General features: G+C 68.3%; 24 protein-coding genes. 17 read left to right on the forward strand and 7 right to left on the reverse strand.

Annotated elements, in window-relative coordinates; all coding sequences use genetic code 11:
- Positions 1 to 10: 10 nt before the first annotated feature.
- The 5 genes from ACWCQ1_RS23430 to ACWCQ1_RS23450 all read right to left on the reverse strand — a co-directional run bounded on the left by ACWCQ1_RS23430 (position 11) and on the right by ACWCQ1_RS23450 (position 5,147).
- A complete protein-coding gene (locus ACWCQ1_RS23430; protein WP_451027287.1) occupies positions 11 to 1,354 on the reverse strand; it encodes a hypothetical protein in 1,344 nt (447 codons plus the stop codon).
- A complete protein-coding gene (locus tag ACWCQ1_RS23435; protein WP_451027288.1) occupies positions 1,351 to 1,668 on the reverse strand; it encodes a hypothetical protein in 318 nt (105 codons plus the stop codon). Before ACWCQ1_RS23435 ends, ACWCQ1_RS23430 begins: the two co-directional genes overlap by 4 nt.
- A gap of 771 nt (positions 1,669 to 2,439) precedes the next feature.
- Positions 2,440 to 3,420 (reverse strand): hypothetical protein, encoded by a 981-nt coding sequence (locus tag ACWCQ1_RS23440; protein WP_451027289.1) that lies wholly within the window; start codon positions 3,418 to 3,420, stop codon positions 2,440 to 2,442.
- A 50-nt stretch (positions 3,421 to 3,470) separates the two neighbouring features.
- Positions 3,471 to 4,124, reverse strand: coding sequence for a hypothetical protein (locus ACWCQ1_RS23445; protein ID WP_451027290.1), 654 nt, complete (start codon positions 4,122 to 4,124; stop codon positions 3,471 to 3,473).
- Positions 4,125 to 4,496: 372 nt separating this feature from the next.
- Positions 4,497 to 5,147 (reverse strand): hypothetical protein, encoded by a 651-nt coding sequence (locus ACWCQ1_RS23450; RefSeq protein WP_451027291.1) that lies wholly within the window; start codon positions 5,145 to 5,147, stop codon positions 4,497 to 4,499.
- Positions 5,148 to 6,106: 959 nt separating this feature from the next.
- Between ACWCQ1_RS23450 and ACWCQ1_RS23455 the strand changes: the two genes are divergently transcribed.
- From ACWCQ1_RS23455 to ACWCQ1_RS23525, 15 genes are all read left to right on the forward strand, one after another.
- Complete coding sequence (locus tag ACWCQ1_RS23455) at positions 6,107 to 6,409, forward strand: hypothetical protein (RefSeq protein ID WP_451027292.1); 303 nt, start codon at positions 6,107 to 6,109, stop codon at positions 6,407 to 6,409.
- On the forward strand, positions 6,406 to 7,806 hold the full coding sequence (locus ACWCQ1_RS23460) for a putative T7SS-secreted protein (RefSeq protein ID WP_451027293.1): 1,401 nt from the start codon (positions 6,406 to 6,408) through the stop codon (positions 7,804 to 7,806). The genes ACWCQ1_RS23455 and ACWCQ1_RS23460 overlap by 4 nt, the downstream gene beginning before the upstream one ends.
- 45 nt (positions 7,807 to 7,851) lie before the next feature.
- A complete protein-coding gene (locus tag ACWCQ1_RS23465; RefSeq protein ID WP_451027294.1) occupies positions 7,852 to 8,643 on the forward strand; it encodes a hypothetical protein in 792 nt (263 codons plus the stop codon).
- The gene (locus ACWCQ1_RS23470) at positions 8,640 to 8,909 is read left to right on the forward strand and encodes a hypothetical protein (RefSeq protein WP_451027295.1); all 270 of its coding nucleotides are present in this window, start codon (positions 8,640 to 8,642) and stop codon (positions 8,907 to 8,909) included. Before ACWCQ1_RS23465 ends, ACWCQ1_RS23470 begins: the two co-directional genes overlap by 4 nt.
- On the forward strand, positions 8,906 to 9,574 hold the full coding sequence (locus tag ACWCQ1_RS23475; protein WP_451027296.1) for a hypothetical protein: 669 nt from the start codon (positions 8,906 to 8,908) through the stop codon (positions 9,572 to 9,574). Before ACWCQ1_RS23470 ends, ACWCQ1_RS23475 begins: the two co-directional genes overlap by 4 nt.
- Positions 9,574 to 10,155, forward strand: a complete 582-nt coding sequence (locus ACWCQ1_RS23480; RefSeq protein WP_451027297.1) for a hypothetical protein — start codon at positions 9,574 to 9,576, stop codon at positions 10,153 to 10,155. The genes ACWCQ1_RS23475 and ACWCQ1_RS23480 overlap by 1 nt, the downstream gene beginning before the upstream one ends.
- A 390-nt stretch (positions 10,156 to 10,545) precedes the next feature.
- Positions 10,546 to 11,277 carry a hypothetical protein gene (locus ACWCQ1_RS23485; protein ID WP_358593119.1) on the forward strand — a complete coding sequence of 244 codons (732 nt, stop codon included), beginning with the start codon at positions 10,546 to 10,548 and terminating at the stop codon, positions 11,275 to 11,277.
- Positions 11,278 to 11,294: 17 nt separating this feature from the next.
- Positions 11,295 to 12,143 carry a hypothetical protein gene (locus tag ACWCQ1_RS23490; RefSeq protein ID WP_133043403.1) on the forward strand — a complete coding sequence of 283 codons (849 nt, stop codon included), beginning with the start codon at positions 11,295 to 11,297 and terminating at the stop codon, positions 12,141 to 12,143.
- On the forward strand, positions 12,140 to 13,447 hold the full coding sequence (locus tag ACWCQ1_RS23495; protein WP_133043402.1) for a CpaF family protein: 1,308 nt from the start codon (positions 12,140 to 12,142) through the stop codon (positions 13,445 to 13,447). The genes ACWCQ1_RS23490 and ACWCQ1_RS23495 overlap by 4 nt, the downstream gene beginning before the upstream one ends.
- Positions 13,448 to 13,452: 5 nt before the next feature.
- The gene (locus ACWCQ1_RS23500; protein WP_133043401.1) at positions 13,453 to 14,439 is read left to right on the forward strand and encodes a type II secretion system F family protein; all 987 of its coding nucleotides are present in this window, start codon (positions 13,453 to 13,455) and stop codon (positions 14,437 to 14,439) included.
- A complete protein-coding gene (locus ACWCQ1_RS23505; protein ID WP_165954818.1) occupies positions 14,436 to 15,359 on the forward strand; it encodes a type II secretion system F family protein in 924 nt (307 codons plus the stop codon). Before ACWCQ1_RS23500 ends, ACWCQ1_RS23505 begins: the two co-directional genes overlap by 4 nt.
- A 62-nt stretch (positions 15,360 to 15,421) precedes the next feature.
- Positions 15,422 to 15,673 (forward strand): hypothetical protein, encoded by a 252-nt coding sequence (locus ACWCQ1_RS23510; RefSeq protein ID WP_451027298.1) that lies wholly within the window; start codon positions 15,422 to 15,424, stop codon positions 15,671 to 15,673.
- Positions 15,674 to 15,696: 23 nt separating this feature from the next.
- Positions 15,697 to 16,149: a TadE family protein gene (locus ACWCQ1_RS23515; RefSeq protein WP_133043399.1), complete on the forward strand. Its 453-nt coding sequence runs from the start codon at positions 15,697 to 15,699 to the stop codon at positions 16,147 to 16,149.
- The gene (locus ACWCQ1_RS23520) at positions 16,149 to 16,556 is read left to right on the forward strand and encodes a TadE/TadG family type IV pilus assembly protein (protein WP_451027299.1); all 408 of its coding nucleotides are present in this window, start codon (positions 16,149 to 16,151) and stop codon (positions 16,554 to 16,556) included. Before ACWCQ1_RS23515 ends, ACWCQ1_RS23520 begins: the two co-directional genes overlap by 1 nt.
- A gap of 14 nt (positions 16,557 to 16,570) precedes the next feature.
- Complete coding sequence (locus ACWCQ1_RS23525) at positions 16,571 to 17,014, forward strand: TadE/TadG family type IV pilus assembly protein (protein WP_451027337.1); 444 nt, start codon at positions 16,571 to 16,573, stop codon at positions 17,012 to 17,014.
- A 10-nt stretch (positions 17,015 to 17,024) separates the two neighbouring features.
- Here ACWCQ1_RS23525 and ACWCQ1_RS23530 read toward each other — a convergent pair whose 3' ends face one another.
- The gene (locus ACWCQ1_RS23530; protein WP_451027300.1) at positions 17,025 to 18,443 is read right to left on the reverse strand and encodes a sigma-70 family RNA polymerase sigma factor; all 1,419 of its coding nucleotides are present in this window, start codon (positions 18,441 to 18,443) and stop codon (positions 17,025 to 17,027) included.
- 223 nt (positions 18,444 to 18,666) lie between these two features.
- Between ACWCQ1_RS23530 and ACWCQ1_RS23535 the strand changes: the two genes are divergently transcribed.
- Complete coding sequence (locus tag ACWCQ1_RS23535) at positions 18,667 to 19,080, forward strand: SsgA family sporulation/cell division regulator (RefSeq protein WP_133043396.1); 414 nt, start codon at positions 18,667 to 18,669, stop codon at positions 19,078 to 19,080.
- A gap of 4 nt (positions 19,081 to 19,084) precedes the next feature.
- Here ACWCQ1_RS23535 and ACWCQ1_RS23540 read toward each other — a convergent pair whose 3' ends face one another.
- Positions 19,085 to 19,435 carry a hypothetical protein gene (locus ACWCQ1_RS23540; protein ID WP_133043395.1) on the reverse strand — a complete coding sequence of 117 codons (351 nt, stop codon included), beginning with the start codon at positions 19,433 to 19,435 and terminating at the stop codon, positions 19,085 to 19,087.
- Between the two features lie 127 nt (positions 19,436 to 19,562).
- Between ACWCQ1_RS23540 and ACWCQ1_RS23545 the strand changes: the two genes are divergently transcribed.
- Complete coding sequence (locus tag ACWCQ1_RS23545) at positions 19,563 to 20,210, forward strand: hypothetical protein (protein WP_133043394.1); 648 nt, start codon at positions 19,563 to 19,565, stop codon at positions 20,208 to 20,210.
- Positions 20,211 to 20,256: the final 46 nt, after the last annotated feature.

Here is a 20,256-nt window from a genome sequence, read left to right on the forward strand (position 1 = left end):
GCTTCAGGCTTCAGAACACATGTCCTGCAAGTTCGATCAGCGCGCCGCAGTCCAGGATGCTCCGCACGCCGTCGATACCTGTGCTGCTGTCCTTTACTCCATCGTTGTCCAATGCGTCCGCGGAACTGGACATCAAGCCATAACCGGCGGTTGCAACACCGAGCGAAGCCGAGGTGATCTCCACGATCTCACCAGCTCGCGCTGCGTCCCGTGCACCCCGCACCACCAAGCTCAGGGCGGGATTTCCGAGGCCCGCGATCGTCTTCGCCTGATTCAGGGTTTCGCTGCCGAATGTCGTCACCACTTTCCCGAGGGTGATCGCGTCCTCTCCGGTTCGCAGGGCGTTGACTGCCCCACGAACTCCCATTCGCACAGCGGCTACGCCCGGAAACATCCCGAGAGCGTCCCCGGTGACGCTGACAAAATTGCCCCAGAAGTCGGAATCGAACTCGCCCTTCGTGAAGCCGTCTTTCAGGGAAGCCCATACTTCGGTGTCGGACAGTCGCATGGTCAGGGCGGTGGCGCTCAGCGCTGCCGCGGCGAGCAGCAGAACCGCTGCCGCCACACCTCCTGTCGCCACGAACAGCGCCACCAGGCCGATCACCCCCGCGGTGAAACTCAGGATATCCGGCAGGTTCTCGGTGAACCAATCGGCGAATTCATCGAGCCAACCCGGCTCGTGCGGAGCCAGCTTCTTCGTGGCGTCTCGAATCTTGCTGGCGCGGTAGCGGGCCTTCTCCTCGTGTTCCTCGGCGAGTTTCTTGGCCCTCCCGATGACCTTGTCGAGCTCGGCCTCGGCTTCTGTCACCGCGGTGTTGGCATGGGTGAGACTCTTTTGTGCCTTGTCGTGCTCGGTTCCCTTGGTGTGAAGGTCCGCGTTGTTCTTGGCTGTTGCGGCGTGTCCCTTCGCCGCGTCAACGGAAGCCCGGGCGTCCTTGGCCTCCTGCTCTAGCTTCCTTGCCCGACGCTGAAATTCCTCGAGCTCGTCCTCCCAACTGCTGAGGTGACGAGCAGCCTTCCGGATGGAGTGTGCGGCGTTCTTGATATTGAGCGGGAGGGGGCCACCCTCGAGTTGCTCACGGAAGGCGACAGCCGCATCGCCCTTCCAGTAACTCCCGTCCATGAGCTTGGTGACGAGCCCATGTGTCTCTTCCAGGACCTTGGCGCAATTGCTGAGCTTCTTGAAGAGGCCGTTGACCGTGTCGATATCGCCTGGGGTTGGATTGAAGCCCAGATGCGGACAGTCAGGATTGGGGATGGACGGAGAGGACTGCAGTCCCTGTGGCAGGCGTCCCTCGCGGACTGCGGGAGAGTTGGCGTACGGAAGCTGTTCCCGGCCTGGTGCGTACGTCATTTCTTGCCATTCGCGGTACTGTGCTTGGACTTCCTCAGGGCTTCTTCCAGTGCCTTGTCCACTTCTTCATAGCTGCTCTTGCTCTGACCGATAATCTTGGCGAGATCCTCGGTCTGCTTACCGATCTCCTCGGCTCCGTACTTCCAGTCGTCCTGAAAGTCCTCGCACGCCGAGTCCAGGTCGTCCGTGCCCAGGCCTGTGACGGTCGCATCGCTCAGCGCCTTGCGAAGGCCTTTCAACGAGGTGCTGGACTTGTTCAAAAGCTTCATGAAATGTGCGAGTTCGTCGCCGTTCACGGCGAGCCGGTCAGCCACGTGCCGGTGTCCTCTCCCCGTCCGGGGCCGCTCCGTGGGGAAGCAACCCAGCTACAGTTGTGGCTGTTACGGCAACGGCAGGCAAAAAGCGCTCCCTCGGGACCCCTGCAGGACAAATACTTGGCCAAGTGCACTTCGCAGTGAACGCAAGTAATTATGGGCAGCTAGGGCTCTGGAGGGTGTGACGTGTGCCGCGATCTTGCCTGAACGAGTGACCCAGCTCCCGGCCGGTTTACGCGGCAGCGATCCGTGGCGAGGTCTGCGGAACGCTGACGAGGCTTTCCGCTCCGCGGTGCGGCCGTGCTGTTGCCGTCAGAGGTCACCCGGTTGCGGCTTGGCCGCTTCTCCTGCCGGTTCCATCAGGATCGTGTGGGTCTCGTGGACCTCCTTTGCTGTCTTGGAGGGGACCTGGAAATCGACCATCACGACGCCGCTCGGGAGGCGGTGAGGAGTTGAGACTGGGCACCGGTCGGGAGTTCGACGACAAAGCGGGTCAGGCGGTCGCGTTGACCGGTGGACGGTTCGCTTTCGGGTGCCGCTTCGGGTGCCGAGGAAGCGCAGGCATCGGTTCGTCAGGACGAGGTCGGTGGGTCAGCCCTCGGGGTGGCGGGGGGCAGGGGACCGTACGGGCCAGGGTGCCGGGCGCGGCCAACAGGAGAAGGTCTTTTTCAGGTCCTGGAAGGCAGTGTCCTCGAGACGGAGGTCACTCGTGTCGTCTTCGGTTTCTCATGCCCATGGACGGCCCATGACTGTGGGCCGTCCATGGGTTCGTCAGCGGTTGACGGCTTGGATCTCCTGGACGGTGACGTTCTGGGTGGCGCCGAACGTGCCGTCGGGCAGGTCGTCGCCGGCGCCGTCTGAGCCGGTCCAGTGGATCTTCCAGGTGATGGTGGCCTTGAGCGGGTAAGTCGCGTTCCCCGAGGAGCGCAGGTACTTCACACCGCACGGCGGTGTCTCGTCCACCTTACCCTTGGCGTAGGGCTCACCGATGCGGCCGCCGTTGATCTGGCAGACGCCGGACGCGGGGTAGGCCGTGGCGTCCATCGTGCCCGGGTCGATCTTGAGGGAGACCGGTTCGGCAATGGTCGTGGCGGAGATGCCCAGAACCGGCACGGTGGCGGTGACGGACACCGGCTTGAACTGAGTCCCGTCGAGCCACGCCCAGGTCGGCAGGTTGACCTTGGTGGCATTGGCCGGGGCGAGGGTCACCTTGGTGCTGGGGACGCGGATCTCGTTGTAGGCGAGTTCGGCCAGAACCTTCGTCGTGACGGCCTGCGGGATGTCGGCTGGTGGCTTGGTGTTGGAGTCCACCCAGAAGATCGGCTTCGTGCAGTCGAGAGCGCCTGGGTCTCCCTCGCGGCCCGGTGTGACGTAGGAGTCCCACCAGTAACCCTTGCCGGTCTTGTCCTGGTTGAAATCCTTGTAGGGGTGACCGTTGACGTAGCGGTCGCGCTGCTCGGCGTCCCACTCGTAACCAGTGGACCCGGCTTCCCAAATCGGTTCCAGATACGCCTTGAGCTGCGCCGGGCTGTACTTGGGTGCGTAATAGCACGCCGGCGGGGTCCACGTCGTCGTCGAGGTGACGGGGCCGACTGACTGGCCGGCGCCGTTGTTGGAGCGGTCGTAGACGACGGCTCCCGCGGTCGCAGAGATTCCGCCCTTGCCGTCCGAGTTGCCGGATGGTCCCGTGGGCTGCTGGGCCCCCTGGCCCTCACCCGGCCCATACGCTGAGGCAGTGCCCGGCAAACCCAAGCCACACGCGGTCACGAGCACGCTGAGTGCCAAGATCCGCCTCAGTCCGGTCACCCGGCGCATGTCTTGTCCCCCCGCTTCGAGATCAGGTTGCTGGCTTGCCACACGCCCTGTTTGTTCTTCTGCAGGCGCGTGTTGTACAGCACGTATGGGCTCTCCTTCGAGGGTGTCCTGTCAACCTTGTTGGTCTTGCGATTCTTGTTGAACCCCTTGCTCTCGTCGGAGCAGTAGACGACGGACGCCGTGGTCTCGCCTGTGAGTGTGACTTTGGGGGCGTAGTAACGCGTGGTTCCCGTGAACGACAGGTTGGCCTTCACATAGGCCTGCACCCAAGCCACCGCATCGGCCAGGGCCTTGTCTCGGTAGTAGAACGACAGGCCCGGCGCACTGGCGTTGCCCCGGAGGATGGCGTCATTCGTCGCGTCGATGCGTCGGGCGGTGTCTGCGAGGACCGCTTCCTCGGTCGTGTCGACGGCCTTCCAGTCTTCGTATTTGTCCGTGACATCCGAGGGCAGCTTGATCTGCGGGCGGTCCGTAGTGCTTGAAGCCGACGCGGTGGGCGAAGTCGTCGTCTTGCTTCCCGTGTCAGCTCCCGCGATCTTGTCATTGGCCTTGGAGTTGCCGCCCCCGCCGCCGCAAGCCGTCAGCAGCAGGGCCGCTGCCGCGGTGAGCGCGGCAGCAACGGGCAAAGAGCGGCGATTCACAGTTGAGCTCCCCGTTGAGACAGAAGTTAAGTCAAGAGGTCTGACGGTATCGGTATGCTTCCCGGTTTCACCAGAGCGAACTTCCCTCACGATGTGCTCAGTTCAGGGGGGACTGGATGTTTTTGGGTACCTGGTACTCCCGGTTCGCGCTCGAGCACGGCGGTCCGGCAGGGACCGTTGACCCGTCTGTCGTCCTGTCTGGAGCCCTGCACAGGCGAGTACTTCGGGCGTATCAGCAGGAGACGGGGCCATTGATCTCCGTGCGACGGGCGATAGGCCCGTTTCCTGGGCGGTCAGCCATGGCGGCAGAGGCCGAGAACAGACTGACCGATGACGTGGGAACTACCCTCGCTCCACTCCCTAGGAGCCGGGTTACGGCTGGCACCGGTCGGCTCCGCGCGTGGAAACGATCTTCGTCATCTCCCAGACCCCCTTCGCGTTCTTCTCGACCTGCACGCCATAAGAGACATAGCTGTTCCTGGTCACCTTGGTCTTCTTGACCTCACCGGTCTTGATGACCTTGCTGTAGCCCTTGCTCTCGTCTGCGCAGTACGTGAGCGATGCCTTGTTCTTGGACTCGACGGAGACCTGCCGGTCGTAGTAGCGGACGGTTCCGGTGACCGTCAGTCCCGCATCCACGAATGACTTGACCCACTGTTGTGCCGTCGCAGCGCCTTCACGTTCCGTGTAGTACTCGAGAGCGGGGAGCCTGGGGTTCTGGGCTCCGATGGCTGCGTCGAGCCCGCGGACGAACTCCGCATTGTCTTTGAGGATTGCGTCTCTACTCGGGTCGCCGACCTGCTCAGGGGTAAAGATGAGCGTGTCGTCAGCCGGCAGTTCGATCGTCGGGCGAGCGGACGAGGTCGTCGTCGAAGCGCTCGGTGAGGCTGATGCGGAGTCTGTGGCGGCATCCGCGATCTTGTCGTTGGCCTTGGAATTGCTGCTCCCGCCCCCGCAGGCCGTCAGTAGCAAAGCTGCGGCAGCGGTGAGTGCGGCGGCAGCAGGCAATACGCGGCGCTTCACTGTGGTGGACTCCCCGTGAGACTGAAGTTCGTCAAGAGCGCAAACGCTATCGGTGGGGTTCCAGCTTTCGCCAGCGCGAACTTCACTGCGAACATGCGCAGGGGGATGTAGGGGGATGCAAGGGGGATGTGGATGGGGCATCCACAGTGCTGTCCAGCGAGGACCGCACTTTAGGGCGGGGTTCGACGCCTCGGCGCGCAGCAACCGTTTTGTCACGCGGGGCCGAGAGCTACGCATAAGCCTCGAACCGACGTGACCCCGGTCGCGTACCACGATGTTCGAGTCGATGTCGTCGGTGAGGAGCCCCAAGGGGACCGCTGTGGCCGGGGCGTCGTAGTGCTCCCAGGCCTCGGCGATGCCCTGGAAGACGAGGGGGGGTGCGCCAGGAAGCGGGCTTCTGGGCGGGGTGGGCCAGCCAGTTGAGGGTGTCACCGTCGATCGTCTTCGTCTAGGCGATCAGTTCGTAGCCGAGATCGTCGTTGAATTCCTCCGGCGCTCGTCCTCCTCCCCTCCAGCAGGCGGCCCGCCGGGTCATAGGCGTACGTCCGTGTGTCGCCGACGGGGGTGAGCACGCGCACCAGTCGGCGTTCCGTGGCGTGCTCGAAGGCGTATCATACCCCCCTTCGCGTCCGTAGCCGACGCGGAGGGTCTTGCGCTAGGGCGTCCGTCGCCTCGGGCGATACGGCCCAAGGCGACAGGCACGGCAGTGGTGGTGGCGCCGTGGGCGTCGGTCACCGACAGCGGCAGGCCGGCCGGGTCCGCGGAAAGGCCATGGTCAAACGCCCTCAAGTGCGCCCAAAGATCCCCTTGACGCCTTCCCAAGTCTTCACTCAGGCAAAGTAATCCTCGACGCTCCCTTTGCACTCCATTGGTTGCTGGTCGAAAAGCGGCCGAAGGACAGTAACCCTGGCCGCCCCTTGCTCGTGGGGCGCAAGTGGTGTCCAGACACGGGGGTTTGGGTGGCGGATCACGTCAAGGTGTCCACGTCGGAGCTGAAGGAGATCAGCAGGTCGGTGGCCCGACTCAAGGCCAACTTCGAGCAGGCCAGGGACCTTGTCGACAGCTACGGCGCCGAGATCGGATCGGGAGACGTCGCCTCCGCGCTGGACGACTTCGCCGACGACTGGAAGAAGAAGCGCAAGGAGCTCTGCGACGGGCTGGAGTTCCTCGGCAAAACAGCGGGCGCGGCTGCGAAGGCGTACGACGGTGTCGACCAGCATCTGGCGGACGCGCTGCTCAAAGCCCAGCCGGGGGCCGAGTGAGTCACGACTTCTCCGGTGTCGACTGGCAGACGGCCCGGTATGACGACAAGGAGTTCGCGCCCGGCGACCCGTACGAGGTCGCCCGGCTCGGCAAGCGCATCGCCGACACCGCCAAGCTCATCGAGGAGCAGGCCGGCCGGCTCGACAACCTCGTGGACGGGCACGGGTGGGACTCCGACGCCGGGCGGGCGTTTCAGGAGAAGACCCGTGACACCGTCGGGCTGCTGACCAAGACGCATCAGCGGTACGCGGCCGCCGCTTCAGCACTCGGGTCGACCGTACCGTACGAGCCGATCGCCGACACGGTCCGCGAGAACTGGGCCACCGCCCTCAACCACGCGCAGAACATGGTGCGTACGGCCCTGAAGAAGGCGCAGGCCGCCGATGCGGACGGCAGTCGTTACCAGAAGCAGATCGACCAGCATCCCGGGCCCGACGAACATCCCGACAAGCAGAAGCTGAAGCTGCAGAAGGACGCCGCGGACGGGGAGTTGGAGGCCGCGAAGCGGGATCTGCGGCGCGCGCTCGAGTACCGGGACACACAGGCGGGATACGCGGCCAAGGCCATCCGGGACGCGCTCGACCACGACGGGCTGAAGGATCCCGCGCATCACTGGTGGGACGGCTGGAAGGACTGGGTCGCGGAGGTCGGGCACTGGGCGGGGGTGGCCGCGGCGGTTCTCGGCGTGCTGGCCCTCGCGCTCAGCTGGGTGCCCATCCTCGGTGAGGTGCTCGGCGCTCTGGCGCTCGTCGCCTCTGTCGTCGCCCTGGTCTGCGACACCGTCTCGGCGCTGGACGGCAAGGGCACCTGGCTGGACGTCGCCATCGACGCGGTCGGTGTGCTGTCCTTCGGGGCCGGGCGGATCCTGGGAACGACGGCCAAGGAGGCGGCCATGGCCGCCCGGGCCTCGTCCGCGGTCAAGGACTTCCAACTGGCCCGGGAGGTCGGGCTGAATCCGGTGACCGCCCGCGACCTCGCCGAGGCGCTCAACGGAGTCAAGCCCGGGGAGATGGGCAAGGCACTCGCCGAAGGACCCGCCAAACTGCTGCCGAGGATGAAGTCGGTGGTCAAGGAGACGTTCAACCTCAAGGGATACGTGAACGACATCCGCGACGCCCCGGAAGTGCACGCGGCGGCTAGAGCCTTCGCCGAGGAGGCGCCGAAGATGTCGGAGATCGCGGACTCCTCGTTCAAGACCATGGCAGGCCAGGCAAAGGCCCTCTACTACGGCAGTCAGGCACTTCCTCTCCTGGCCGGCTGGGCGAACCTGGCCCACACCCACCCCGGCGAGCCGTTCGTCACGGGACCGAACTGGTTCCAGGGAGCGAAGGAGCTTCCGGTGATCGGTGCCGGCGGAACACCGTTCTACAACTGGCACTGGAGCACCAGCGGCTGACCCGGTCGGCCGGCTGGAACCCAGCGCGGAGAGAGCAAGGATCACGTGGCGAGCGACGAAGAGCGGTCCGTCGACGAACTGTTCGCGGACCTGCCCGAGAAATGGCAGCGGGCGCTGGAAGAGGTCGGCATGGGGTTGCCGGAACTGCGTCGTATCGCAGCCGGGCCCGACGGCATGCAGCGCGTGCGTCGCATCCTCTCCGAGTTCTCCACCAGTCCTCGCACCGAGCGGATGGGGGACGGCAGGGGCTCGGCGGTGTGGCCCTGGGGCCGGCTGCTTCTGGTGGCCGTCGCCTCGATCGTCGTATGCCTGCTTCTGAGCCTGTTCCTGGGCAAGTTGGCGGGGTTGGTGGGCCTAGGGCTCGGGATGCTGGTGATCTGGCTTGTCTTCAAGACGCCGGACAACCGCGGAGTCCGAATCGCACGGTTCCTCACGGCGGCGGCCTACTTTGTCACCGTCCTCATCGGGACGAGCTTCGTCAACGCCTGGTATCTGCAGGTACGGGGCGTGGAACAGACGGTCACCCTTGTCTCACCGACCCGTCAATGGACCCACGGCACCAGTGAGACGTATTGCAGAGTCCGGCTGGCGGACGGTTCCGTTCACGAAGTGATCGACAACAAGGACAACTGCGCCGACCGAGTGGGGCAGACGACCAAGGCCGTGGTCGACCCCGCGGACCACTACAAGCCTTCCCTCGGTACGAAGTCGGACATCGGCGGCATCGCGGAGGGGTGCGTCTTCCTGGGCGCCGCCGTGGTCCTCGTACTGACGCCGGTCACCGCCGCCGTCCTGGGGCGACGTGACCGCAACCGTACGCTCAGGACTGCGGCGTGAGCGAAAGAGACCCGGCGGACGAGTCGTTCGCACGATTGCTCAGCAGCACGCGACGTACAGGGGATCAGGTTGGCCTGGGCCTGGATCTGATCGGCCCGTACGCGTTGCTCGTGGGCGCGCCCGCGCGCACGGAGGCGACCAGGGTCGGCCTGAGAATGCGGCCCGTGGTCGAACCGACGGGGCACTACTGGCCGTTTCTCACAGGCGTGTCGAACCTCGGCCTCGGCTCCTGGTACTACCTCTGCCTGGGCGGTGCCACGGCATGAGCGACGACACGCGGGCAACCGGACAGCCGATCGAGCCGAACGAAGCGGGTGTGACCATGGGCACGGCTACCGACCCCGCCCCCGTCCCGCCACCCCCCTCCGACTACCGCCTGGCCGTCCCCGAAGGCTGGGAGCGGATCGTCCTCGACCCCGACCGTTGGCCCCACCGCATCGACAAGCTCGTCAACCGCGGCCTGCGCCGCACGAAGGCGACCCCGCAGCTGAAGGCGGCGCTCGCGGAGCGGATGCGGGCTCAGGCGGAGGCGGCGCACGCCAACGGCGGGCTGGAGATGTACGTCGTCAACCAACTCCTCGGCCAGGTACCGGTGTCCGCCGGGCTCGTCGTCACGCTGCTCAAGCCCCCGCCCGGTACGGCCGCCGGCGAGCTGTCCGACATCGCGCTCTCCCTCGGCGCCCGGGGTGAGGACGTCACCCTGACCGGCCTCCCCGCCGGTCCCGCCGTACGGCACCTGTACCGCCGCCGCCCCGCCCCCGACGACGCGGACGGCAACAAGCTCACCGTCACGCACCTGGACGTCTACCTCGCCGTCCCGCAGGCCGATCAGCGGCTGCTGCTGTCCTTCTCCACCCCCATGGAGCCGCTCGCCGACGCGCTGGTCGGCCTCTTCGACTCCATCGCCCGCACTCTGCAATGGATGGCCTGATGCCCGCCTTCTCCTCATCGACCGTGCATCTGAAGGCGCCGGACGACGCCGTCCGCCTGCCGGTACGGGAACCGGTCGACCTCGCCGCATGGGCGGCGGAGGCGGCCCGGGAGCGGACGGACGACGAGCGGCTGGTAAGGGCGCTGGCCGAGGAACTCCACGAGGCCGCCGCCGACGCCCGCACCCGTGGCCCCGTCATCGCGCTGTCGTACGTCCCGGAGCCCCACCGGGGCGAGTTGGCCCGCATCGAGCTCTCGGCGCTGCTCGCCGACGACACGTACCCGACGATGACCGTCGACCTCCTGGCCCGCTACCTCACCACCATCACGGCGATCTCCTTCCGCCCACCCGAGGCGGAGTACCACGACCTCCCGGCCGGCCCGTCCGTCCGTGTGCGGCACGCCTACGTCCAGGACGCCGACCGGGACGGCACGGGGACCGTCCTGGAGACCTGTGCGTACGGGATCGTGCCGGACGAGGGGTGGGGGCTGGTGCTGCTGACGTCGTGGCGGGCGATGGCCCGGACCGACGAACTGTGCGCGCTGACCGACGACTTGGCCAGGACTGTCACGATCGGGTGAACCCGGACCGGGCAAAGATCACGACACGGTGGCTCAAAGGCTTCGTGAGCGAATCGTGCAGGCCTCATGGGTGGAGCGTGATGAACGTCCCGGTACGGGTGGGATGTCGGGGCGGCGCCGGATTCACTGACGCACAGGTGGCGGAGGGTTCCGAGGCCGCGCACAACTGGGCAGTACCCACTTCGAGTTGCAGGTGGATAACGGTGTGGGAGGTGCGGTCCAGGAGTCAGGACGCGCCTTGAGGGGCTTATGTGCGGCTGATACGGTGCCATGGCTTGACACTCACTTCTGTGCTGGACAGCCCGCCGGTCGCAACCCGGGGTCAGTGGTCGGGAAGTGTGAAGTGTCCATATTGGTAGGCAATTTCTTGGGTGTACGGGGAGCTGTTGCGTGAAGATCCAAGAGCGTACGGGGGCGGGCGCGGGACGTTCCGCGGTTCCGGCTCAACCGTCGGTCGGTGACCGGCTTCCCACTCCTCCTCGCGAGCGCAAACCCGCGCTGGCCGCGTTGGCGGTGCTGTTGATCCTGCTGGGTGCGCTCGGTGCCACGACGCTGGTGCTGCAGGCGGGCGACCGGATCGAGGTCATCGAGCTGACCGGCGACCTCCAGGCCGGCGACTCCATCACCGACGCCAAGATCACCTCCGTGATGGTGAACAAGGACTCGGGCGCCGAGTTCGTGCCGTGGTCACAGCGCGAGCTCCTCAAGAAGCTCCAGGCCAAGTCCACCCTCTACAAGGGCACGGTCCTCGTCGGCCCGATGTTCGCGACGAAGAACGCCCTTGCGCAGGGCAAGGCGACCGTCGGCGTCTCCCTCAAGGAGGGCCAGTACCCGACCGGCCTGAAGGCCGGGGACAACGTCGCCGTGTACCGCGTGGGCAGCAACTCCTCCTCCAGCAGCAGTTCCTCCAGCTCCTCCTCGTCGAACAGCTCGTCCGGCGGCGGCAATTCCCTGCTGGTCGAGCGGGCCGTCGTGGCCAACGTCAAGGACAACGGCAGCGGTGACGTCATCAGCAGCACCAGCCTGCCCGTCACCCTGACCGTCGACGCCTCCGACGCCGCCGCCCTCGCGCAGGCCGCGTCCGACGGGTCGGTCGCCGTCGTCCTCATTCCCGGCAACTAAGAGGCGGCACCCAACCCATGGCCCTCATCGCCCTCGCCGCCGACAAGGGTTCCCCCGGCGTCACCACCGCGGCCGTCGCGCTCGCCGCGGTCTGGCCGCGTCGCGTGCTGCTCGCCGAGACCGATCCGGCCGGCGGCGACCTGGTGTACCGCAGTGCCGCCGCGCACGGCGGGCCGCTCAACCCCAACACCGGCATGCTGTCGATAGCCGCGACGGCCCGGAGAGGTCTCGTTCCGGACCAACTCTGGGACCACGTGCAGCCGTTGAGCGGCGGACTGGAAGTGCTCGTCGGGCTCGGGATCGCCGAGCAGGCCGCCGGTCTCACCGGTCTGTGGCCCACCCTCGGGCACGCCTTCGCGAGCCTCGCCGACTCCCCGAACGCTCCCGCCGACGTCATCGCCGACTGCGGCCGCATCAGCGGCGACACCCCCGCCGTCGACCTGTTCCCGCACGCCGCCCTGGTCCTGCTGATCAGCCGGACCGAGCCGGAGGCGATCGCCCGCGTCCGCGACCGCGCCCTCGCGCTCGCCAACAAGCTGCACGGCGGCCCCCGCGGCGCCGCGAGCCTCGCCACCCCGCTGATCGGCGTGATCCTGATCGCCGACACCAACAGCGCCGGCAAGATCGCGGGCCAGGTCAACGACATGCTGGTGCACGCCCAGACCGGTGCCCGCGTGGTCGGCACCATCGCCGACGACCCCGCCGGAGCCGACCAGTTGGCCGGCCGCAAGCGTGGCCGGCTGGAGAAGTCCCTGCTCATCCGCTCGGCCCGCAAGGTCACCGCGGACCTCTACCAGCAGTACGGCGCCGCCTGGTCCGTACCGACCCATGGCCAGGTCAGCGGCCATGCGGGGGCCGGGGCATGACCGCTGTCGACCACCAGTTGGTCAAGCGGTTCCGGCAGGACGCCGGTGACCGCATCGCCGAGCAGCGCCGGCTCGACCAGGCGAACAACGTCACGCCGATGTCCACCGAGGACGAGCGGCAGTACGCGCGCGCGGTCATAGCCCAGATCCTGGAGGAGTACGCCCGCACCGAGATCAACGCCGGGCGCACCCCCCTCGACGCCGAGACCGAGGAGCAGTACGCCGCCGCCGTGCACGCGGCGCTGTTCGGTGTCGGCCGGCTGCAACCGCTGCTGGACAACCCCGAGGTCGAGAACATCGACATCAACGGGTGCGACCAGGTCTTCGTCGGGTTCGCGGACGGGCGGGAGGTGAAGGGGGAGCCCGTCGCCGAGACGGACGAGGAGCTCATCGAGCTGATCCAGGTGCTCGGCGCCTACTCGGGTCTGTCGTCCCGGCCCTTCGACTCCGCCAACCCCCAGCTCGACCTGCGTCTTCCGGACGGTTCGCGTCTGTCGGCCGTCATGGACGTGGCCCGGCGGCCGGCGCTGTCCATCCGCCGTGCCCGTATGGGCAAGGTCTTCATCTCCGACCTGGTCGGCAACGGCACGCTGGCGCCCGAGGTCGCGCACTTCCTCGCCTGCGCCGTCCGGGCCCGCAAGAACATCATGATCGCGGGTGCGACGAACGCCGGTAAGACGACTCTGCTGCGGGCCCTGGCCAACGAGATCCCGCCGCACGAGCGTCTGATCACCGTCGAGCGCGCGCTGGAGCTCGGGCTCGACACCTTTCCCGAACTCCACCCGAACGTCGTGGCGTTCGAGGAACGGCTGCCCAACTCCGAGGGACAGGGCGCCATCAGCATGGCGGAGCTGGTGCGCCGGTCGCTGCGTATGAACCCCTCCCGCGTGATCGTCGGTGAGGTCCTCGGCGACGAGATCGTGACCATGCTGAACGCGATGTCGCAGGGCAACGACGGCTCGCTGTCCACGATCCACGCCAACAGCTCCAGCGAGGTCTTCAACCGTATCTCCACCTACGCGCTCCAGGCGTCCGAGCGGCTGCCCATCGAGGCCAGCCAGATGCTGATCGCGGGCGCGGTGAACTTCGTCGTGTTCATCCAGCGGCGCAACAACTACCAGACGGGCGGCCGCCTCCAGCGCATGGTCACCTCGGTCCGCGAGGTCAACGGCGTGGACGGCCGGGTGCTGTCCAGCGAGGTGTTCGCCGAGGCGCCGGACGGCCGGATCGTGCCGCACGCGCCGATCTCGTGCCTGGAGGACCTGATGCAGCACGGCTACCGGCCCACCGGAACGTGGGGGTGAACACGATGACTTCAGTGGCACTCGGGTCGCTCGGCTCCATGGGCGGCCTTTTCTCCACCACCGTCCTGTACTCCATCGGGTCCGGTGTCGCCGTCGGCGGCGGCCTCGCGCTGTTCATGGTCGCCGTCCGCGGACTGCCCGTGAAGCCCGACCACGAGAAGCAGAAGGCGGCCGAGCGGGCGAGCGAGCTGATCAGGTTCGCCGGTCAGCGTGGATCGCTGGCCGCCATCATCGGCCTGGTCGTGCTGCTGCTGACGCGCTGGGCTGTCGCCGGGATCGCCGCCGGTGTCCTCGTCTTCTTCTGGGACCGGCTGTTCGGCGGCGCCGCCGAGGAACGGGCCGCCATGCGGCGCGTGGAGGCCCTCGCCTCCTGGACGGAGTCGCTGCGCGACACCATCGCCGGGGCGGTGGGCCTGGAGCAGGCCATCCCCGCGTCGGCGCGTGCCGCGGCCCCGGTCCTGCGTCCGCACTTGGACTCGCTCGTCGACCGGCTGCGCTCCCGCACCCCGCTGCCCGACGCGCTCCAGCAGCTCGCCGACGAGATCAACGACGCGTCCGCCGACATCATCGTCGCGGCCCTCATCCTCAACGCCCGCCTGCGCGGCCCCGGTCTGCGGCAGGTCCTCGGCGCGCTCGCGAAGTCGGCGCGTGAGGAAGTGGACATGCGCCAGCGCGTGATGGCCCAACGGGCCTCCACCCGCCGCTCGGTGCAGATCGTCGTCGCCGTCTCGGTCGCCTTCGTACTCGGACTGTCCATCTTCAACCGCGAGTTCGTGGCGCCGTACGGCACGGCGGTCGGCCAGCTCGTCCTCGCCTGCGTGTGCGGTCTGTTCGCGCTCGGTTTCTGGTGGCTGCGCAAGCTGTCGACCATCGAGACGCCCGAACGCTTCCTGGTCCGCGACGAGGCCGGGGTGCAGTTCGTCCGGCCGCGGATGCCCGCCCAGCCGTCCGCCCAGTCGTCCGCCGGGTCGGAAGAGGGAGTACGACGGTGAACCTCACCATGCCGGTCGTCGTCGGCGCGGTCCTCGGCCTCGGCGTCTACGTCCTCGTGCGCGCCCTGATGCCGTCCAAGCGCAGCGCGGTCTCGCAGGTCGCCCGCATCGACGCGATGCGGGCGCGCGGGGCGGCGTACGAGTCGGCGCGCACCGCGCGGGACCAGGGCCGCCTCGGCTCGCTGCGGGCCGAAGTCGGCGAGCGGGTGGCCGAGTTCTATCTGCAGCAGGGCTGGGAGCAGCGCTCGCTGCGGGCGGACCTCGCGGTCCTGGAGCGCAGCTGGGAGAAGTTCCTCGCGACGAAGGTGCTGCTGGCGGTGGCGGGTCTGTTCTTCGGCCCGTTCCTGTTCGCGGTCGTGTGGACGATGGGCTTCGGCCACAGCCCGATCATCCCGGTCTGGCTGGCGCTGATGTTCGGGGCGGTGTTCTTCTTCCTGCCCGACCTGGAGGTACGGCGGGACGCGGCCGACAAGCGGCGCGATCTCCGGCGGGTGATCGGCGCCTATCTGGACCTGGTGTCGATGAGCCTCGCCGGCGGCCGCGGTCTGCCCGAGGCGCTGATGGCGGCGGCCGAGATCTCCGACGGCTGGGCCAACCAGCGCATCCGCAACGCCCTCGCCGACGCCCGTATCACCGGTGTCAGCCAGTGGCAGGCGCTGGGCGCGCTCGGCGAGGAACTGGGCGTCGAGGAGCTCAAGGACCTCTCCGCCTCGCTCGCCCTGGTCGCCGACGACGGTGCCAAGGTCCGCGAGTCCCTCGCCTCGCGCGCCGAGACCATGCGGCACCGCGAACTCGCCGAGATCGAGGGCAGCGCGGGCGAGAAGTCCCAGTCGATGCTCGTGGCCCAGCTGCTGCTGTGCGCCGGCTTCCTGGTGTTCCTGATCTTCCCCGCGGCCATGCGGGTGTTCCAGGTGCAATGACAAGGACCCGTACCACCGACGCCATCCAGCCGCCGAACCGCTTCTGAGAGGAACAACCCATCATGAACACAAGGGACTTCACCACCGGCATCCCGGCCGTGGACTTCCTGGTCACCTTCCTGCAGGGACGGGTGCAGCGCGCCCGCTCCGGCGAACTGGACCGCGGTGCCTCCGCGGTCGAGTGGGTCATCATCTCCGCGGTCGTCGTGGCGATCGTCGGCGTGGTGGCCGCCATCATCAACGCGGCGCTGAGCGACGGCGCCAACAAGGTCGGCAACTGCATCAAGGGCGCCGACGCGGGCAAGACCTGCTGAACGCCCGTACGAGATCAACGGGGTTGTCGGTGCGCGTACGTCGCTGGGTACGCCGACGGGTGGAGGCCGCCTCCGCCCGCGGCGACTCCGGTATGACCGCGATCGAGTTCGTGCTGCTCACGCCGGTCCTCTTCTTCATGATCTTCGCGACCGTGCAGTTCGCGCTGTACTTCTTCGCCGACCACGTGGCGCAGGCGGCGGCCCAGGCCGGCGCCCGCAAGGCCCGGGCCACGGCGCATGACGAGCCGGGCGGCTGGCGGGGCGAGGCAGGGGACGTGGTGGACAGCTACATCCGCCAACTGGGTCCGCAGCTCGTGCTGTCGCCGGACGTGAAGATGGTGCAGCCGGACCAGAACACCGTGGGCGTGGAGATCACGGCACGGATCCCCACGGTCTTCCCCGGGCTGAACCTGACCGTGCACGCGCAGTCGGAAGGACCGGTGGAGCGGTTCGTGCAGGACAACGGGGGGAACTGATGGACGCCCACAGGGGTGATGACCGGGGACTGTCCACCATCGAGGTGGTGATCCTCGCCCCGGTGATGATCCTGTTCATCCTGGTGCTGGTGGCCTTCGGTCAACTCGTCGACGGCCGCGGCGCGTTGGACGGCGCGGCACGGGACGCCGCCCGCGCGGGCTCGATCCAGAAGGACCACGGCACCGCGATGGCCGAGGCGCGGAAGGCGGCGGAGGCGGACCTCTCGGAGGTCTGCTCCGGCCCGGTCTCCGTCGTACAGACCAGCCAGGGCTTCGCGCCGGACACCATCTTCACGGTCGAGGTCAGCTGCCAGGTGCGGGGCCTGGCGATGCTCGGCCTCGACGTCCCCACGACCCTCACCTCCAGATTCAGTTCGCCCCTGGACCCCTTCCGGAGGACGGCGTGAGCAATGCCGTGCGCATGTGGTGGTCCGCGCGCCGGGCGCGGCTCGACGACCGCGGTTCGGGCGCCGGCGCGGTCATCATCTTCGCGATCGTCTTCCTGTCCCTGTCCGCCTTCGTGATCGACGGCGGCCTGTCGATCTCCAAGCGCGAACGGGCCGCCGACATAGCGGAGCAGGCGGCCCGTTACGCCGCCCAGGACATCGACCGGGAGGCCCTCTACGACAACGCGGGCGGTCCCGCGCCGATCAACTACCAGGACTGCGACACCCGGGTGAAGACCTTCGCCCGGCAGATGGACATGTCCGGCGCGGACATCGCCGCGACCCACTGTGTGGCGGCCGACGCCGAACAGGTCCAGGTCGAGGTGCAGTTGACGTACACGCCGGTCTTCACGGGGATGTTCTACGGCGGTGACGTGGTCGTCCACGGCCAGGCGGTGGCGCAGAACGAGGTCGGCTGAGGCGCGGGCTTCAGTGATGCGGGTGCCCGTGCCCGTGCCCGTGCTTGTGCTTGCCCTGTTCCGGTCCCTGTCCGTCACGAGGGCCGTGTGCCCCGCCGCAGGTGTCGGTGGGCTCGGGCGTGGGCGCGGGTTCGGTCTCCGTGGGCGGGGTGACCGGGGGCGTCCCGCCGTCGTCCGGCGGGGGAGTGGTCTCGTCGACGGGCGGCGGACCGGAGGTGGCCGGGGGCGTCGGTTCGCCGCCGGTTCCGCCCGCGGGCGGGGGAGCGGGGTCCGTCTCCTTCGGTACGGTCGTCGGCGTCGGGACGGGCTCACTCGGTGCGGCGGTCGCGGGTACGTCCGTGGAGTCGACGCGGGGCTCCGACACGGCCGTACCGCCGGCCGCCTTCGTCGCGGCGACCAGGTCCACCGGTACCGAAGTGGCGCCGTTCTCCCCCGACTTGACCCGCCCCTTCTTCACCGACGGCCCCACCGGAGCCTCGGCCGCCGGTGTCCGTGCCGCCGGTCCGTCCGCCACCGGGACCCGGCCCGACGGAGCGGTGGGCGGGCCGCCGTTGCCGAGCACGAGGACGAGTGCGGCCGCACCCGCCACGACCACCCCGGCCGCGGCGGCCACCGGCTTGGCCCCGCCGGCCAGGGCGTGACGCACCCCGTGCAGCACGCCGTGAGTCCCGGTCGCGGAGCCCGCCGTGGCGAAGGCGAGCAGGAACTTCCCCGCGCCCCCCATCGCCAGCACCAGCAGCGCGGGCCCGACCAGCGCGGGCAGACGGTCGTTGGCGCTCATCAGCGCCGCGAGCCGCGCCCGGCAGTCCGCGCAGTCGTCCACGTGTCCGAGCAGCCGCTCGGACTGGCGCGCCGAGGCCGCCCCGCGCACGTACGCCGGCATCCGCGCCCAGTGCACCTGGCACGCGGGATGGTCGGGTGCCCCGGTCTGCGCCCGCAGGAACGCCTGCCGCATGCCTTCACGCGCCCGGTGCAGCAGGACGGCGGTCGCCCCCTCCTTGGTGCCGAGCTGCGGCCCGATCGCCGCCAACGGCTGCCCCTCGGCCTCGGCCAGCCACAGCGCCTTAACCCACCGCTCGGGCAGCTGCTCCAGCACCCGTACGACGAGGTCCACGGAGGACACCCGCTCGGCCGGATCGCCGCCCTGCGCGGGCACCTGCGCCTGCTCGTCGCCGTGCGGATCCCGCGGAGTCTCGCGTACGGCGGTGCCGGCGGCGGTCGCGAGATGGCGGACCGTCGTCATCAGGTACGCGGGGACGTTCTCGATCTCGTGCCCCTGAGCCAGGCGGCGCCAGACCCTGAAGTGGGCCTCGGCGACGAGGTCCTCGGCGGCATGGGCGTTGCGGGTGAGCGAGCGGGCGTACGCGACGAGGCGGGGTTGCTGCTCCTCGTAGACGCGGGCGTACGCGGCCGTTGAACCGTCGGGCATGGCGGAACGCTCCAGTTGCTGCCTGCTGGGGGAGGGACGGGGCAGAAGGGTTGTAAGCCTAGATGGCAAAACTTTCAATCAAAGTTTCGCGAGCACCGTAAAGTGACGCACGTCACGCCGGAATCTTCCGTAGCGGCGTAATGCAATCGCCACTTGCGTGCTCCAAGAAGTGCAAGGACTCACCGGCACCGCCGCCCGCGCCCGACCCCGACGGAGACCGCTCGTGTACATAGCGCTCGAACAGCCCACCGGCGCCCATCTGCTGACGCCCGACCACGAGGAACTCGCGGTCCCCGTGACCCTCCGCTACAGCTCCGAGGACCCGCTGGCCGTCCACCTCGTCTTCCCCGCCTGGATCTCCCTGGACGAGGAGGAGGTCACCTGGACCTTCGCCCGCGCCCTCCTGGAGGAGGGCCTGGACGCCCCCGCCGGCCTCGGCACGGTCCACGTCCGCCCGTACGGCCCGACCGACACGCTGGTGGAGTTCCGCGCCCCCGAGGGCGTGGCGGTCGTCCGCTTCCGCACGGCGCACCTCCGCCACTTCCTCCACCGCTCGTACACGGTCGCGGAGCCGGGCGGTGAACCCCTCCGGCCGGCATTGGACCGGGGGCTGGCGACGCTGTTCGGGGCTGCGTGAGACCTCAGTCGGCCCGGCTGTGCCCCTTGCCGCCGCCACCGGCCTGTCCCTCCGGGCGGACCGCGTCCTCGGCCTTCTTCGCCAGGTCGACGTCGAGCTTCCTGAACTCCCGTACGACCGTGTCGGACATGTCGGCCAGGGCGTCCAACTGCTGGGTGATGTCCTCGCGTCCGTCCTCCCAGTTGGACTCGAAGTCCCCGAGGGCGTCGTTGACACTGCCGTCGCCGATGTCGTCCCGGTAGGACTCGAAGAGCTTCTTGGTGTGGTTCAGCCGGGACTTGAGGGAGCGCAGTTTGCCCCCGTACTCCTCGAGTTCACTGAGCGGCAGCGCGAGGTCGCTCTTGCCCTTGCCCATGCGTCCGTCCCCCGTTCCGGCGATCTCGTAGTCTTGGCGGCACCGTACAACTGAACGACGCTACAACTTAACGACGTTGGCACGAGCGATCGAGAAGACTTCGCGAAACGGGGGAACCGGATCCGTCATGGCCCGCTACATGGAGGCGCTGACCGTCGAGCGCGGAGGTTTCCGGATCAAGGTCCCCGAGTCGTGGTGGGAGTTCGACGTCCGCCCCGAGTCGCGCGACGACTCCATCCGCCGCATGGTGAGCGAACGGATGCGGCAGCACCCGGAGTTGGCGCCGCACCGGGACACCTACGTCGGCTTCCTGCGGAAGGCGGCGGCGGACGCGTGGAAGTCCGGTGCCCTGTACTGCGGTTGCATGGCGGAGAGCTTCGGCGGCGAGACGCCGATCACGGGCTCGGTGACGGTGTCCCTCGTCGGCGGCCGTACCCGCGACGGCGCGCCCCTGTCCACCGACCCCGCCGCGATCGCCGCGGGCCTCGCGCCCAAGGAGGCCAGGAAGGAGGGTGACTCCTGGCGGAAGGTGACGACGGTCGACATCCCCGGCGTGGGCCCGGCGGCCCGCACCCACGGCATCGAGGACGTCGCCGTACCGGACGACTCCCTGGGCCGCACCCTCCGCGCCGTCCTCATGCAGACGTTCATCCCCGTCCCGGGCCAGGAGGGCAAGGTCGCCCTGGTGGCGGGCAGCAGCCAGGTTCTGGACCTGGCCGACTCGTTCTTCGACATCTTCGACGCGATCACGTCGACGTTCCGCTTCACGGGTTGATCCGCATCACGCCGGTGGCTCCTTCACCTCGAACGTAAGTGCACGG

Source organism: Streptomyces sp. NPDC002144, from assembly GCF_053593695.1.

What these genes read in the sequence shown, in the direction of transcription:
- ACWCQ1_RS23430 (WP_451027287.1), bottom strand. Translation starts at nt 1,354, where the DNA reads ATGACGTACGCACCAGGCCGGGAACAGCTTCCGTACGCCAACTCTCCC.
- ACWCQ1_RS23475 (WP_451027296.1), top strand. Translation starts at nt 8,906, where the DNA reads ATGAGCGACGACACGCGGGCAACCGGACAGCCGATCGAGCCGAACGAA.
- ACWCQ1_RS23480 (WP_451027297.1), top strand. Translation starts at nt 9,574, where the DNA reads ATGCCCGCCTTCTCCTCATCGACCGTGCATCTGAAGGCGCCGGACGAC.
- ACWCQ1_RS23490 (WP_133043403.1), top strand. Translation starts at nt 11,295, where the DNA reads ATGGCCCTCATCGCCCTCGCCGCCGACAAGGGTTCCCCCGGCGTCACC.
- ACWCQ1_RS23495 (WP_133043402.1), top strand. Translation starts at nt 12,140, where the DNA reads ATGACCGCTGTCGACCACCAGTTGGTCAAGCGGTTCCGGCAGGACGCC.
- ACWCQ1_RS23500 (WP_133043401.1), top strand. Translation starts at nt 13,453, where the DNA reads ATGACTTCAGTGGCACTCGGGTCGCTCGGCTCCATGGGCGGCCTTTTC.
- ACWCQ1_RS23510 (WP_451027298.1), top strand. Translation starts at nt 15,422, where the DNA reads ATGAACACAAGGGACTTCACCACCGGCATCCCGGCCGTGGACTTCCTG.
- ACWCQ1_RS23520 (WP_451027299.1), top strand. Translation starts at nt 16,149, where the DNA reads ATGGACGCCCACAGGGGTGATGACCGGGGACTGTCCACCATCGAGGTG.
- ACWCQ1_RS23525 (WP_451027337.1), top strand. Translation starts at nt 16,571, where the DNA reads ATGTGGTGGTCCGCGCGCCGGGCGCGGCTCGACGACCGCGGTTCGGGC.
- ACWCQ1_RS23530 (WP_451027300.1), bottom strand. Translation starts at nt 18,443, where the DNA reads ATGCCCGACGGTTCAACGGCCGCGTACGCCCGCGTCTACGAGGAGCAG.
- ACWCQ1_RS23540 (WP_133043395.1), bottom strand. Translation starts at nt 19,435, where the DNA reads ATGGGCAAGGGCAAGAGCGACCTCGCGCTGCCGCTCAGTGAACTCGAG.
- ACWCQ1_RS23545 (WP_133043394.1), top strand. Translation starts at nt 19,563, where the DNA reads ATGGCCCGCTACATGGAGGCGCTGACCGTCGAGCGCGGAGGTTTCCGG.